The 17,496-nt window shown below is 32.4% G+C and carries 8 protein-coding genes; 4 read left to right on the forward strand and 4 right to left on the reverse strand.

Features of this window, described 5'->3' with window-relative positions:
- Positions 1-21: 21 nt before the first annotated feature.
- The 3 genes from ftcD to HY951_12465 are packed head-to-tail and all read right to left on the reverse strand — an operon-like array spanning position 22 to position 5,317.
- Positions 22-1,716 (reverse strand): glutamate formimidoyltransferase, encoded by a 1,695-nt coding sequence (ftcD, locus tag HY951_12455; GenBank protein MBI5540866.1) that lies wholly within the window; start codon positions 1,714-1,716, stop codon positions 22-24.
- 21 nt (positions 1,717-1,737) lie between these two features.
- Positions 1,738-2,313, reverse strand: coding sequence for a hypothetical protein (locus HY951_12460; GenBank protein ID MBI5540867.1), 576 nt, complete (start codon positions 2,311-2,313; stop codon positions 1,738-1,740).
- A gap of 40 nt (positions 2,314-2,353) precedes the next feature.
- Positions 2,354-5,317 carry a T9SS type A sorting domain-containing protein gene (locus HY951_12465; GenBank protein ID MBI5540868.1) on the reverse strand — a complete coding sequence of 988 codons (2,964 nt, stop codon included), beginning with the start codon at positions 5,315-5,317 and terminating at the stop codon, positions 2,354-2,356.
- Between the two features lie 85 nt (positions 5,318-5,402).
- On the opposite strand from HY951_12465, the gene HY951_12470 reads away from it, so the two are divergent.
- The 4 genes from HY951_12470 to HY951_12485 all read left to right on the forward strand — a co-directional run bounded on the left by HY951_12470 (position 5,403) and on the right by HY951_12485 (position 16,684).
- Positions 5,403-5,669, forward strand: a complete 267-nt coding sequence (locus HY951_12470) for a cupin domain-containing protein (protein ID MBI5540869.1) — start codon at positions 5,403-5,405, stop codon at positions 5,667-5,669.
- A gap of 90 nt (positions 5,670-5,759) precedes the next feature.
- Positions 5,760-7,850 (forward strand): CotH kinase family protein, encoded by a 2,091-nt coding sequence (locus tag HY951_12475; GenBank protein MBI5540870.1) that lies wholly within the window; start codon positions 5,760-5,762, stop codon positions 7,848-7,850.
- Positions 7,851-7,957: 107 nt separating this feature from the next.
- Entirely contained in the window at positions 7,958-9,166 is a 1,209-nt protein-coding gene (locus HY951_12480) for a T9SS type A sorting domain-containing protein (protein MBI5540871.1), read from the forward strand.
- Between the two features lie 99 nt (positions 9,167-9,265).
- Positions 9,266-16,684, forward strand: coding sequence for a choice-of-anchor L domain-containing protein (locus HY951_12485; protein MBI5540872.1), 7,419 nt, complete (start codon positions 9,266-9,268; stop codon positions 16,682-16,684).
- 57 nt (positions 16,685-16,741) lie between these two features.
- Here HY951_12485 and HY951_12490 read toward each other — a convergent pair whose 3' ends face one another.
- The gene (locus tag HY951_12490; protein MBI5540873.1) at positions 16,742-17,341 is read right to left on the reverse strand and encodes a DUF2179 domain-containing protein; all 600 of its coding nucleotides are present in this window, start codon (positions 17,339-17,341) and stop codon (positions 16,742-16,744) included.
- Positions 17,342-17,496 lie beyond the last annotated feature (155 nt).

Consider the following 17,496-nt stretch of genomic DNA (forward strand, 5'->3'; position numbering starts at 1 on the left):
CATGATTAAAATTCTAAAACACTATGATTTTGCGATTTTTTTATTCACAATATTTAGTATTTCTGATTCAAGATTAATAGCATTGTTTTCTATTTCAGTGCCTTCAGAGATTAACTTATTAACAAAAGCTTTATCATCCAACCCAGCACAGTTAATTTTAACATTAAGAAATGCACCAATAACTCCACTTCTTGCAGCTATTGCACCAACTCCGGCATCACTTACTGAATTTGGATTTCCGATTTCAGCCATTTGTTTAATCATTTCCATAGATTCATAACAGGCTTTCATTACTTTAAATGGAATTTCAATTGCATATTTAGTAGCTTCTTGAATTGCATTTTTTCGGTTCTGTTTTTCAGTGTCAGTACTTTTTGGTAATCCGAATGCATCCATAATTTTATTGAATGCTAATGTATCTTCATCTATTAAATGTAACAATATGTCATGGTAATATTTACCCTTTTCTGCCAATTTACTAAATTCTTCCCAACGATCATCCCATCCAGGTTTATGAGCTGAAAGATTAGCAACCATAGTTCCTAAGGCCGCACCCATAGCACCCATTGCAGCAGAAATAGATCCGCCACCGGGAGCAGGAGATTCAGATGCAGTTTCTATAACAAAATCCTTAACAGTAAAATCAACCAATTTTTTTGATGATTTATCTGCAATCAGATATTCAATAATTTTTTTCTTTGGATCGAAAGGAGCAAGCTCATCTAAACCAAGCGATTTAACTGCTATTTTAATAATCTCTGCATCAGAAATTCCACATGAACGTTGTTGTTTAGCAAGAAAATATTTTCCTGCATCAATAAATGATTGGAGAGGAGCAACACCTATAAGTTCAGATCCTGTAACACGAAGTCCTCTTTCCTGTGCTTTTTTGCATGCTTCATCAAAAGCAATGTGCATAGGTGTAACAGAAATGTCTGTAAGGTTAATAGAAATCTGTGCTATACCATATTCTTCAATATACCAACCAATTGCTTTTGCTGACTTTAATGTTCCGGGTGCCCATATTTCTTTACCATTTTCATCAATTTTTACTTTACCAGTAACTTGATTACCTTCACGAACAGGTCTTCCTTTTTCGCGAATATCAAAAGCAACTGCGTTAGCTCTGCGCGTTGATGTTGTATTTAAATTTACATTATATGCTATTAAAAAATTTCTTGCAGAAACTGCTGTTGCTCCTGTTTTAGGCACAAAAGTAGCTGGACCAAAATCCGGTTTCCATTCAGGCTTTGCCAATTTCTGTGACAATCCTTCATATTCTCCAGAACGTACATTTGCAAGATTTTTTCTTTCAGGTTTTTGAGCAGCAAATTCGTAACAATATACAGGGTATTGTAGTTCTTCTCCAATTCTTTTCGCTAATTTTCTTGCATATTCAGTAGTTTCATCCATTGAAACATTTGCAACAGGAATTAACGGACAAACATCCATTGCTCCAAACCTTGGATGTGCACCGGAGTGTTTTGCCATATCAATTACTTCTGTTGCTTTTTTTGCAGCCTGAAAAGCGGCTTCACAAACTGCTTCGGGTGTGCCAACAAATGTAACAACTGTACGATTTGTTGCTTTCCCGGGATCTACATCAATAAGCTTAACACCATCCACAGATTCAATAACATCTGTAATTTGTTTAATAATCTCCATATTCCGACCTTCACTGAAATTCGGAACACATTCAATGATTCTGTTATCCATAAAAATATTAAAATGATTTAATTAAAAAGAAAAACCTATTCCAAAATTAGCATTTAAAAAACTACCTGGACCAGTAAAATACCATAAAACATCATCGAGAGTGGTATATTCAAACCCATCTATATATATTGTTTGAGCTGCAGTAAATTTTGAATATTGAAAACCCAGAAATAAATCTATAGGCATTTCACCTCCACCTACAAGAAATTGGTAACCAATACCTAAACCTGCACCATAAGTAGGAAAGCTCCTCTGAGATGAAATAGTTAAAGTATCAGTAACGCTTTCATAAGTATAATCCATTTTTGAATTAAAATAACCAATAACAGCTTTGCCTTGTATATAAAAACCTTTGGGTGCGCTGCCAGTCGGATATAATCTTACAATAGGATCTAATCTAAAACCTTTGAAATGCATATAATATGCATTAATATAGGCCCCTGCACTAATGTTTTCATTTAAATTTCTTTCGTATTTAATTCGTAATTTATCAACAAAACCCATAGGTGCAAATGTTACAACATTCTTCTGTGCAAAAGTTGTAATACAAAATACGGATAATGCTAAGAATAAAATAGTTCGTTTAAAATTTTTCATTCAGTTTATGTTTAATAGGTCAACAAAGATAAATATTATTTTAGTGTAAAACAGTGAATTTATAATGTTCTACAATTGATTCGTTATTAAATTGTAAAAAATAAATCCCATTAGATAAGGTACTTACATCTATTGAAAAAGAATTTTTATCAATACTATTTATTGGAACTATGATTTCTTCACCATTAATATTAATAATATGAATATTATTTTTAAAATCAAGATATGTTTTAGTGTTAATTGTTAATTTTAAGCTTGCAGGATTTGGAAAAATTGAAACCAGGTTTGAATTATTCTCGTTTATTGAATTTGGCTCTAAAATAAGTATACCATCCGAAGAGGATACTGAAGAGGTAAGACCTGCACCATTAACTGCTTTTGTATTTAAATAATAAATGGTATTGTAATTCAGAGCTAGTGAATTTACTGTAACAGAAGTGTTCAATAAATTACTGATCCATAATCCAGAAATACTTGAATCCAGAGGTGATATTCCAATTGAATATTTATACAAACCAATACCTGAATTTGAATCTGTACTTACCAACCAGTTTCCGGTTAATTGTGTATTTGTAAAAGAAGTATCAATATCTGAACTAATGCCGTCATTAACCAGACTAATGTCAGTAGGGGGTGTCCAGTCAACATTTAAGTTAGTTTTTGCAATTAAGGATAGATTGTGATTACCATCAACTATTATTGATTTTATTTGAGCTGAAGGTGTAGAAGGATTTGAATTCTGAAAACGTATATCTTTAGTAATATCACCAATAGTAATATTAGCAGTAGCCAACCTAGAGCGATAAACATTAAAATCACTTATAGTTAATTTACTGTTGCCTGAACGAAAACTGATATAATTTCCATTTGTTGAATAAGGTGCAGGATCAGTCCAGCTTCCAATAAAAATATCATCGCGCCATACTGAGATTATTCCTAATACTCTATCATAAGTAATTTTAAAATCATAGTATTGACCAGGATTTGTAATCACATTTGTTACAATACTTGATGCACTTGTAAAACTATTTCCAACAACTTTGTAAAACTCCATTGTTTGTCCTTCAACTCTGAACCAAACAAAATATGAATTACCTCTATTTGTTTGACTTGCAGAATCGCAGAAGAGATGAAATCCAAATCTGCGATTACCACCTGTTCCTTCAACTTTTGCTTTAAAATGATATAAATATCTGTTAGATAAATTCTGATTTAATGCAGCATAAAAATTAGTATTAGTTTCTGATTCATTTGTTTGAATCAATTCTCCAGAAGAAATATTCCAGGTTCCCAAGCCACTTGTCCAAACAGGTTGCTGAATATTAAATGAATCTGTAAAAAATCCATTATTTGTATTAGCTCCCCAATTTGCACCATCAAAATCTGAAACATTATAAAATGACTTTTCAACTCCAGTTCCGTTATCTGTATCTGTAAAATTTGCAATAAGGTTTTGAGTAATCCATGGAGTAGGTGAGGTAATTAAAGTAACAGGTGAAATGTTGTCGGTAATACATTGCCATATTGCACTATATCCTGAACTTGTTGTTAAGTTATCTGAATGAAATTTTAAAGTAATTGATGGATTATTTGAGGTAATAGTTGCAGGAATAGTTGTTCCTGTATAACCCCCAATTAATGGAGAATTTATGGTTGGGCCATTATACAAGTATAAAGAATCATATCCGGCTTCTAAATTGAATGATTGAAAATTTAGCATTACTGATGCTGCATTTGAAGGAGAAATTGTAAAAGAATAGTTTTCCTTATCATAATAATTACGTAAAGGACCACCCATATCATAAATAGTATCAGTGCAGTTATCAACCCGGCAAGTAGTAAATTTATTTTTAATTTTATCCCATAATTCAGGGTAACCATCATCGTAACCCAAAGCCCATATTCCAATACCTCCAATTCCTCGCTGATTTACCATATCATATCGTTTTCCTAAACTATACGAATCATCTATCCAGCATTGATACCATTGACTACCAGTTTGGTAAGTATAATAAGGAGTGAAAGAAGTCTGGTCCCAAAGTTTTGTTGTGTAATTTCCGCTTGTATTATTTCTAACAGTATTGTAAAATGGAGAAGTTCCAGAGGCTGTAGTAGCTGATCCTATTAAATTACTAGCAGTTGCCCACTGTTTTCCATAATAAGGTAATCCAAGTATTAATTTTGATTTTGTAACACCTTGACTAAGATAATAAGTTATAGACTTTGTTAAAGTATAATTGTAGGATGTAATAAAATTGTATAAAGGATCATTTGGACCTGCAGTAGAACTTCCACCATAATAATAATCATAACCCATTATTATGAACAAATCAACGTAATTATTTAATACAGGTATGTCAAAAACGCCACTCCAATCAACCGAAAAAAGTGCAATACTAACCTGAGAACCTGGAATAGCCGTATGCATCTGATTACAAAGATCTATCATAAATGCAGTAAGTTGATTTTTTTGAGAAGAAGGCACGCCTTCGAAATCGATATTAACCCCATTCGCACCTCTGCTTTGTACTAAATTTATTAGGTTAGTAATTAAAGTCTGCTGACTTGAACTACTTGCAAAAAAAGTAGCATGACTACTAAATAGTGTTACGCATAAATTTACTCTAACTCCGTTTGCCAAAGCTTGAGTTACAACATTTGCAGATGCCCAACTGTGCGTTGTACTCGCATTTCCAGTTGCAGGATCAACTTCATAAGAAAAATATGAAAGATCAGAAATTAATGTCCAATCGTAATTTGCTTCAAGGCCATTACTCCAATATGGGTGCCAGCCAAATACGATTTTATTTAAATTACAAGCTTTTGAACGCAGTCGTCCATTTGATTTAAATACTCCACGAACTAATGACCAATCATAATCATCGCCAAATTGCTTGTAATATTCACTTTCTTCCTGATGAATAGATTTAAAATCAGAATTTTGAGAGAATGCAGGGATGACAAATACAAATAATAAGATAGTTAAATAGAAGTTTGTTTTCATTATAATGTTGTTAGGAACATCAAAATTACCTTATTTTTGTATAGTCTGCAAAAAGATTTATTAGTATTATAAAACATTAATTATCATGCAAGTTAAAATTGAAAAACTTACAGAATCTCAAATCGAAGAAAAAAAGATTCGTAAATGGTCAATCTGGGAAAAAGAAATATCTGATTTTGAATGGTACTACGATAGCATGGAACAATGCCTTTTTCTTGAAGGAGAAGTAACAGTAAAAACTTATGAAGGAGATTATCATATTAAAAAAGGTGATTTTGTAACATTTAACAAAGGATTAGCTTGTACATGGCAGGTAAAAAAAGCAGTAAAGAAACATTATAAGTTTTATTGAAAATCAGGCGCATTACAATATTCATTTTTAATTTCAATAAAATCTTATAATTTTAAAATTTATTAAACATTACTTTTTTTCTTAAATATAATGGTCAGAAAACTTCTATTTATATTTTTCATTCTTAGTTCATATATTTTAAAATCACAAACCTTTTCAATAAATCCTAATTCAATAATTAACGACAATTCAACTACAGATTTCCCAATTCTGGTTTCGGGTTTATCGCCTGCAAATATTGACACATTTAATTTTGGTTTAGAAACTGTTTGTATTAACCTTACTCACACCTGGGATGCAGATCTTAATATATACATTATTTCTCCCGACGGTACAACAGTAATGCTTGTAAGCGGACAGGGTGGATCAGATGATAATTATACAAATACATGTTTTAATGTTTATTCTACTCAAACAATACCTGCAGGTTCTGCTCCGTTTACCGGAACTTTTAAACCAATGGGGCAAATGGGAAGAGTTAACAACGGACAGAATGGAAATGGCACATGGATTTTAAGAGTAGTTGATACATATGCTCAAGATGACGGAACTGTTCTTTCATTCAGTTTAACATTTGGAAATAATCCTGCAAACTACTTTTCAATTCACGAATCAGATTTGCCAATTTTTGTAATAAACTCAAATGGTCAGCAAATTCCAAATGATCCTAAAATCATGGCCGATTTAGGTGTTGTATGGAACGGAGATGGAATCCGAAATCATTTAACCGATACATTTAATAATTATAATGGAAAAATAGGAATTGAGCTAAGAGGAGCCAGTTCATTAAGTTTTCCTAAAAAACAATATTCTGTTGAATTATGGGACATAAACAGCAATAGTATTGACAGTAGTTTATGTGGATTACCTGCTGAAAACGATTGGGTTTTAAGTGCACAATATCCAGATAAATCTCTAATGCGTGGAATGTTATCATTTCATTTAATCAGAGAAATGGGATGGTATGCACCAAGATGCAAACCTGTTGAACTTATTATTAACGGAGAATACCTTGGTGTTTATGTTTTGATGGAGAAAGTTAAACGCGACAATAACCGCATTAATATTTCTAAGCTTCAAACTACTGATATTTCCGGCGATCAGCTTACAGGTGGTTACATTTTACAATTAGATAAAAATTCGGGAAACGCAGATCCGGGCTGGAACTCGCCATATTTACCATGGCCTTCTGGCGATTCAATTTTTATTAATTATATTTATCCTGATGGTGCCACCATTGTTCCACAACAATCTGCATATATAAAGGCTTATGTTGATAGTTTTGAAACTTCCTTGATTGGTCCAAACTTTATGGATCAAAACATTGGATTTAGAAAATATGCCAATATAAATTCATGTGTTGATGCTTTTATTATTCAGGAATTATCAAAAAGCATTGATGCATACCGGAAAAGCTTTTACTTGTATAAAGATAAGGATAGCAAGGGTGGTAAGCTGGTAATGGCTCCAATATGGGACTATGACTTAACATATGGCAATGCTGGATTTTGCGAAGGTGAAAACTTCGCAGGATGGCAGTATAATTTCAATTATGTTTGTGGTGGCGATTACTGGTTAAATCCTTTCTGGTACGAAAGAATGGTACAGGATTCATTATTTAACAATCAGGTACGTTGCAGATGGGAAGAACTAAGAGAAACAATTCTTAGTCAGAATTATCTTAATAATTGGATTGATTCAACTGCAAATTACATGAATGAAAGTCAGGGATGGAATTTTACCATATGGCCAATTTTAGGCTCTTACGTATGGCCTAATTACTATATTGGTCAAAATTTACAAGAAGAAATAGACACTTTAAAATGGTGGTTGTTTGAAAGAATAAACTGGCTTGATAACAATTTGCCGGGAAATTCAAACAATTGCAATCCAACTGGAATCAACAATAGTTATATTACCGTTAATAATACTAAAATATATCCAAACCCATTTATCAACGAAATTAATTTCTCGCTTTACCTTTTAAAACCTGATAAAATAACCATAACAATTTTCAATACATTAGGACAAAAGGTAATGTTACCAATAGAAATTCAGGGAACAACAAAAACTAATAATATTAATATTAAACTACCACAAATACTTCCTTCGGGATTATATGTTATGCAGATAAATACAGCAAACAAAACCTGGACTCAAAATATTTCTAAAATAGAGTAATTACATCTTGGATCTCGAAATTAACATTTGGGAAACTCATACCTTTTGTTAGGAAACTGGATATTGTAATATTTTTTTTCTCAATTTAGCTTTGAGAAAAAACAATTATGAAAGCACAATTATTTTTTACAATTTATTTTTCTGTTTATTATTTATGCTGTCAAGCTCAAAATACTTGGACACAGAAAGCAAATTTTCCGGACAATTCTTTAGTTGGCACCTTTTCTTTTTCTATAGGTAATAAGGGTTATGTAGGTGGCGGATCAGATTGTTCTGGAAATTTTTCAAATAAATTTTGGGAATATGATCCATTTTTAAATTTATGGACACAAAAGGCAAATTTTGCTGGCGGTAAAAGAGATTATGCAACTTCTGTCTCAATTCTGGGAAAGGGATATGTGGGTTTAGGAAGGGACTCAACTTACACATTGATAAATGATTGGTGGGAATATGACCCAATCTTAAATTCATGGACGCAAAAAGGTAATTTTGGCGGTGGTTCTACTTTTTATCCAGCCGTGTTTACTATCGAAAATAAAGCATATATTTGTTCAGGTACAGAAAATAATACATATACCATTTGTACTAATTCACTTTGGCAATACAATCCAATTAATGATACTTGGACTCAGAAAGCAAGTTTTCCTGCACAATCAAGACTTGGTGCATTTGCATTTGCAATAAACAAAAAAGGATACTTTGGAGGTGGCTTTTATCACAATAATCTATTGCCAGACTTTTGGGAGTATAATCCAATTCCAGACAGTTGGCAACAGAAAGCTACAATTCCAGATTCTGTTTGGATAGATGCTTGTGCTTTTTCAATTTGCGGATTTGGTTTCCTTGGCGTTGGAGAAAATCTAGAAACATCTAGTAATTTTTGGCAATATAATCCTGTAAATGATCAATGGTCTCAAATAGCTACATTTCCTGGAACAGAAAGAGATGAATGTGCTTTTTTTGTGATTAACGAGAAAGGCTATATTGGTTTAGGAGGAGATAACTGCTTCCCATCTTATAATGATTTTTATGAATACACACCTAATTGCTTAACAGATTTATCTGAATTTTCAGATTCTAAATTGGAAATAGACTTCTACCATAATCCTACAAGTAACTTACTTAATGTTAATTTTAACAACTCTAAAAAATCAACAATTGAAATTATCAATAGTAATGGAACAACTATTTTTTCAGACCAATTCATTAATCAAGAAACAAAGCAGATAGATATTTCTAAATATGCTAAAGGTTTTTATTTTGTAATTATTAAGTCTGAGGATTTAATAAAAGTCGAAAAGTTGATAATAGAGTAGCTTATTTTCAATGTTTCTAAATGTTTTCAAACATATACAGAATAAAAATATATTCTATATATGTTTTTTTAGTATTTTTATTTACAAATATTTAATAATATGAAAAGAATAATTTTTGCAGTATTTCTGTTAATAACTGCTTCAGTTTCTTATTCTCAGTTAACAGTTACAACAGGTCTTTCTGCCCAACAATTAGCGAATATTCTTGCTGGGTATAATATTCAGGTAACAAATGCCTCTATTAGCGGAAATTCTTTACAAAAAGGAGCTTTTCAATATACCGGAACTAATCTGGGAGTTAATTCAGGGGTAATTTTATCAAGTGGTAATGTTATGCAGGCTATTGGTCCAAATAATTCTTCTAGTGGTGCTTCTACAGGATTTAACGGTGCTGGAAATCCTTTATTAACAAATCTTGCAGGTTACCAAACATATGATGCTGTTGTATTTCAATTCGATTTTCAGGTACAATCTGACCAGATTGAGTTTAAATACATCTTTTTATCTGAAGAGTATAATGAATATGTTGGTATGGGTTATAATGATGTATTTGCTTTTTTTATTAGCGGACCAGGAATTACAGGTGAAGAAAATTTAGCCGTTGTACCGGGAACAACTTCACCGGTTTCAATAAATTCAATAAATACAGCTAACTACTGGCAGTTTTATCATAATAACGAACCGCCAAATACAAACATTCAATATGATGGTTTTACAACTTTAATGACTGCAAAGAAAACAGGACTAATACCTTGTCAAACCTATAGACTAAAATTAATGATTGCTGATGGAAGTGATGAAGTTTTAGATACCGGAGTATTACTGCAGGAAAATTCACTTGTTCAGGCTAATGTTTCAGCTACTGCAAATACATTCAGTGATAATAATACTGCACTTGAAGGTTGTGTTCAGGCAAATTTCACATTTCAGCTTGATAGTGCAATGACGCAAAATACTAGTATTCCGATTGGAATAGGAGGCTCTGCATTAAACGGAGTTGACTATTCACATGTAGATACGTTAATTGTTATTCCTGCAGGACAAACTTCTGCAACAATAATTATTGATGCCATTGCAGACGGTATTACAGAAGGTAACGAAACTATTGAAATTTATTACAGTACAGGACCATGTATGCAAAAAGACACAGTGACTTTATTTATAAACGATTATAACCTGATTGAATTTACAACTTCTTCTGTAAACAGTTTATGTAACGGATCATCAAATGGCTCTGTAAATATTAATGTTACTGGAGGAATACCACCTTACTACGTAACATTAACAGATAGTACAACCGGTATTTCAAGCCAGTATACAACAGTGCCAATAACAGGGTTAAATGCAGCTACTTATTATGTTAATGTTATGGATGGTTATGGTTGCGTAGCCGAAGATATTGTAAACGGTGCAATGTTTGAAGGTGGAGCGGTTTTTTTACCAGATGGGAATGGCTTTTCTTATTCTACATCGCTTAACTTATCAGGTTTTGCTCCCGGACAAACATTAACAGATATCAATCAACTTCAATCAATTTGCATTAATATGGAACACTCTTTTATGGGAGATTTGCAAATTGTTTTACAGGCTCCTAACGGGACACAAGTAGAATTAAAACATCAGCCAGGAGGTTCTAAGACTAATTTAGGTGAACCAGTAGCTACCGGATCTAATGACACACACAGTTGGGATACGACGCCAGGTGTAGGATATGATTATTGCTTTAACCAAAATCCAACTTATGGAACAATGGTTTCTGAAGCTAATAATTATCAATACACATATATTACAACTCAGGGAATTTCTCAAACGGATAGTTACCTTCCCGCAGGATCTTATCAATCGCAACAGCCTTTAACAAATTTAATTGGTGTTCCCTTAAATGGAGCATGGACATTGATTGTTACAGACGAAATTCCTAATAACAACGGTTATGTATTTAACTGGAGTATTAGCTTAACAGCTGAACCACCTGATTCTGTTGTTACAGTTTCACAACCATCTCAGCCAACAGTTACAAGTACAAACACCCTTCCTGGTTGCGGAATGAATAATGGTGCTATTAACATTACAGTAACAGGATCATCAACACCTTATACATACCAATGGAGTAACGGACCTACTACACAAGACATTTCAGGAGTACCTTCCGGAACTTATATTGTAACAATAACTGGTGCAGACAATTGTTCATATATCAGAACTTATAACTTATCTAATAACGGTACTCTTGCATTAAATGGAACAACTTTACCATCAACATGCACTGGAAGCAATAATGGTAGTATAAATCTGACAGTATCTGGAGGTACTTTACCATTTAACTACATTTGGAATAACAGTGCTATTACCGAAGACATTACAGGATTAGCTCCAGCTAATTATACTGTTACTGTTACAGACTTTAATGGATGCAACGGAATAAAAGAATTTACAATTAACCAGTTGGCTCCAATAGATATTTCAACAAATATAACAAATGAAAATTGTGGAGATCATGAAGGAATAATTAACCTTTCATTAACAGGTGGTTCAGGAATATATACTTACAATTGGTCAAATAATGCAACAACCGAAGATATAACAGACCTTGTACAAGGTAATTATGCTGTTACTGTTACAGATTCGAACAACTGTACTTCATCAGGCAATTTTACAGTAACAAACTATGTTGGCAATTGCATTCCAAATTGTGATATTAATATAACTAATGCCATAGTTAACAATGAAACATGCGGTAACTCAGCTGGATCAATAAACTTAACAGTGTTCACAAGTTTTTCACCTTTCACAGTTCAGTGGTCAAATACTTCAACCAATGAAGATATTTATATGTTACACGGTGGAAATTACACAGTAACTATTACCGATGCAGAATCTTGTCAGATAATAAATACTTATAATATTTTAAATCAAACAGGAACACTTAATGTTTCGGGAGTCTCTGTAACAAATGAAACATGCGGAAATAATAACGGAGCAATAAATATTACAGTAACCGGAGGAGCACTACCAAATACTTATTTATGGTCTAATGGAAGCACCTCACAAAACTTAGTGGGAGTTCATGCAGGGCATTACTACGTAACAGTTACAGATGCTAATGGTTGTGCAGTATTTGCAGATGCAATAATTAACAATACAACCGGAACTTTAGTTCAAACATTTGGGAACGTTGTTAATGAAGTTTGTGGAAATCATAATGGCTCAATCGATATTCAAATATCTGGCGGAAGCGGTTCTCTAACCTATTCATGGTCAAACGGAATGTTTTCACAAGACCTTATAAATATTGGCGCAGGAACATATTCCTGCACTATTACAGATGCAAATAATTGCAAATTATTCACACCTGCTTATACAGTCCAAAATGAATCGGGAACAATGGTATTAGGCTATACAGATATCGACGATGAGATTTGTAATAACAATTCAGGTTTAGTTAATATTACAGTAACAGGTGGAAACATCCCATATACTTATCATTGGTCTAATAATGCAACAACTCAGGATTTAACAAATATTGATGCTGGATCATATTCATGTACTATAACCGATAATCTTGGTTGTGCTTTACATACTCCGGTTTATACTGTTATAAATTCTCCCGGAACATTACAATTATCAAATGTTTCAACTATTGATGAATTGTGTAGCAATAACGGTGGTAGTATTAATCTTACTCTGGCTGGTGGCACAAGTCCCTTAACATACATTTGGAATAATAGCGTTGCATCAGAGGATCTTATTAATATTTCAGCAGGAAATTACTCTTGTACAATTAGTGATGCTAACAATTGTCAGATTACAGTAAATTCTTCAATTAACAACTTGCAAGGAACATTAAATATTTCCAATTCAATTATTACAAATGAAAGCTGTGGAAATATCAATGGTCAAATTAACATTGTTACTGGTGGAGGAACAACTCCTTATACATACTTATGGAGTTCGGGACAAACAACTGAAGATTTATCAAACATAAGTAGTGGAAACTACATTGTAACAATTAACGATGCACAGGGTTGCAGTATTTCTCATGCTTATACAGTAAACAATATTGCAGGAACGCTGGCATTAGGAAATACTGTAATTACAAATGAAATTTGCTCAGGCATTAATGGTTCTGTTAATATTTCAGTTACAGGAACTCAAACTCCTTTCAGTTACCTCTGGAGCAACAGCTCAATTACACAAGATATCTCAGGAATAATTGCAGGTACTTATACATGTACAATTACAGACAACTTAGGTTGCAAAATAATTGCCGGACCTTATATTGTAAACAACACAGCCCCAGGAATGACCGTAACAACAAACTCAATTAGTTATGAAAATTGCGGAAACGGAACAGGAGCAATAGATATAAGTGTTTCAGGAGGGATATCTCCTTACACATACATATGGAGCAATTCATCATCAACACAGGATATTTCCGGAGTACATTCAGGAACATACACAGTAACAATTACAGACATAAATAACTGTAAAACAATTAAGACTTTTACAATCAATAACAATTCAGGCACACTTAATATTTCGGGAGCAATAATAAATAACGAAACATGTTCAAACGGATTAGGAACAATTAATATTACTGTTGCCGGGGGAGGTTCTCCATATACTTACCTTTGGAGTAACGGAGCTACAACTCAGAACTTATCGGGATTACATGATGGTATTTATAAAGTTACAATTACCGATGCTTTAACTTGCTCTATTGTGTCAACTAATTATACTGTAAGTAATAGTCCAGGAACGTTTACAATTTCAAATACTATTATAACAAATGAAATTTGTAATAACAATAATGGAAGTATTAATATAAGTATATCCGGAGCAACAATGCCTGTTTCATATATCTGGAGTAATAGTGCAATAACACAAGATATTTCAGGATTAAATTCTGGAAACTACTCCTGTACAGCAACTGATAATAATGGGTGTGAATTAGTAATTTACGAGACAGTTGGAAATGATGCCGGAACTTTAACTTTAAACAATTCTATAGTTTCTTATGCTTCTTGTAATGCAGGAAATGGTTTTATTGATATTACAATTGCAGGTGGTACTTTACCATATACTTTTTTATGGAGTAATGGAGCATTAACTGAAGATATATCGAATTTAAACAGTGGTACATATACCTGTTTAATTACAGACGCAGCAGGTTGTACAATTTCTCACTCAGAAACTTTAAATACTATTGGTAATGCATTGTTAATTACAAATCCAACTATTGTTCATGAACAATGTTCACATAACGATGGGTCTATTAATATTTCAGTTTCAGGTGGGGTGGCCCCATATACGTATATCTGGAATAACAGTCAAACTACGCAGGATATTTATAATTTATCTGCAGCTACTTATTCTGTTACTATAACAGATGTTAATAATTGTACAGTTTCAGGAATTTATAATATTTTAAACAGTAACAGTCTTTCATTTTCTAATGTTTATGTTTATAACGATATCTGCGGAAATAACCAGGGATATATTGAAGTCAGTATATATGGAGGAACATTCCCATATACTTATCTATGGAGTAATAATTCTACATTAGAGGACTTGTATTATATTTCCGGCGGAACATACACTATAACAGTAACAGATGGAGTTGGATGTACACTTACTCACACATCAATTGTTAATAATAATACAAACGGATTAGCAGTTACTAATGCTGTTGTTTCAAATGATTCATGTGGATTAAATAATGGCTCAATAAATCTGACAATTAATGGAGGCACAGGTCCTTACACATACTCATGGAGTAATAATGAAATATCAGAAGATATTTCTGGTCTTTCTGGTGGAAATTATTCATGTACAATTATGGATAATACCGGCTGTAAGGTATTCTATTCTGCAAATATTTTAAATGTAACAAATGGACTTTTAATACAAAACGCTACAATAACAAATGACACATGTAATAGTTATTTAGGTGCTGTAAACATTACTCTTACAGGGGGAAATATGCCATATCAGTATTTATGGAACAATGGTTCAGTTAATGAAGATTTAAATAATGTAACATCAGGCAATTATATTTTAACAATTACCGATAATAGTGGATGTGCAATTGAATCAAGCTTTCTTGTAAATAATATTTCCAATTCTTCTTTAGGTTTTCAAAACATTTCAATATTTAATGACTATTGCGGAAACAGTCAAGGAAGCATCACATTTGACCCAGCAGGTACAGGCACTTACACATTTGAACTTAATGGTCATCAGGGAGGACAACCTATTCACGAATTTAATAATCTTATTGCTGGAAATTATTTACTCGCAATCTGGGAAGGTTCGTGTTATTATGACACAATTGTAACAGTTGGAAATAGCGGAAATTTCTCATCATCAGTAGGCTTCTATGGAAGTGAATATTGTGGTAATGGTGGCGGTTATATCGACATTAATGTTTTTCCACCGGATAATTATTCTTTTATTTGGAGTAACAATGTGTACACAGAAGATAATTTTAATTTAAGTGCAGGAACATATTATTGTACAATTACCGACCAGACAGGCTGTCATAATTACCTTTCTGCAACTATTAATAATGCTGCAACATTTAATGTTACTACATCTGTTATTAATGAGGTGTGCGGAAATACGAACGGAAGCATAAATTTAACATTAACCGGAAATTATTTAGGTTCTACATTTATCTGGAGTAATGGTAGTAATACTCAAAATATTTCCAATATTTCATCAGGTATTTATAATTGTACAATTACAAATTTAAATAACTGCACAGTTACAATTAGTGCAACAGTGAATAATGCAACCGGAAGTTTTGGGGTTAACTCACAGGTTAATGACGATTTTTGCGGAGAAGGGCAGGGGATGATTGCTTTAAGTACTATTGGTGATCCTGGTCCTTATTCTTATATATGGAATACAAGTGAAACTAACGATACGTTATATAATATTCATTCAGGCACTTATTTAGTAACAGTTACTAATATTCCTACAGGATGTAATTATTATAATAGCTTTAATGTTGGAAATTCCGCATTGTTTTCTTTATCAGATGTCATTAATCCATCAAATTGTTTTACTTGTAATACCGGTTCTATAGATATTACAACAATAGGCTCCAGCCCAACTTACACATATCTTTGGGGTAATGGAGCAACAAGTGAAGATTTAAATAATTTATTACCCGGAACTTATTATTTAACAGCTACTGACAATTGGGGATGTATTGTTATAGATTCCTTTGAAGTTGGTTTTTATAACATTATATACGAAGATTTTAATATCGATTACTTCAATGTATATCCTAATCCATCAAATGGAGTGTTTTATATTGATTATGATTTTGATAAAATGAATGGAAATACAATTGAAATATATGACCTTACCGGCAAACTTGCTTTATCTCAAAAACTGATAGAATCAAAAGGGCATATTAAAATTGATCTTCAACAATATCCTAAAGGATTATATTTAATAAGAAAGATTAATGGAAATAAGGTATTTAATTATAAAATATCTGTTAATTAAAAATTAAACAACAAAATGAAAGGAGGGTTAAATACCCTCTTTTCTTTTTTATAAATTTTATTTCCCTTTTCTCCACCTCATAATAGAAGTAATTCCCTGCTTTTTCAAAAGGCTTTGATGAACGGGAAAAACACCTTCACTCACATATTTTAAATCTTCAACAGAATAGAATGCCTTTGGATTGTGAATTTGAATTAACTCAACAACTTTAGGTAAATCGGCTCTATGAATAGAAGTGAAAATAACATCAACTTTACCAATAGCACCTTCGGCAGGAATTGTTGTTATACCAATTTCAGCTTCACGTAATGCATTTTTTAAATCAAAAGCATCTTTGGGAGTAATAATTCTTACAACAACATAGCCCATTGCAAGCTTTTCTTCAATCCACATTCCAACATAATTACCTGTTGCAAAACCGGCAGCATATCCAATATAACATGGTAAATTGCTTGCATTCTGCATTATTTTCCCAATAACAATTATCCAAATAAATACTTCAAAAAAACCAAGAATGGGAGCGATGTTCTTTTTTCCACGAGAAACAAAAATAATTCTTAGTGTACCAATTGACACATCGCAAATTCTTGCTGCAAAAATCATTAATGGAAGCACTATATAATTGAAAACGTCTGTATTGTAAAATTCTGTGTTCATAAAATTCATTTTTTGCAAAATTACGTTTTTTATAAATACTTGTCATTCTGAACGAAGTGAAGAATCTATATTTTTGACAAATATATAGTTAGCTTTGCTAAGTTTGACTTTTAAGATGTCTAGTATTTGGATTATACTTAAATAACTAAGCTTTT

Source organism: Bacteroidia bacterium (assembly GCA_016218155.1).
Taxonomy (GTDB): Bacteria; Bacteroidota; Bacteroidia; order Bacteroidales; family GWA2-32-17; genus GWA2-32-17.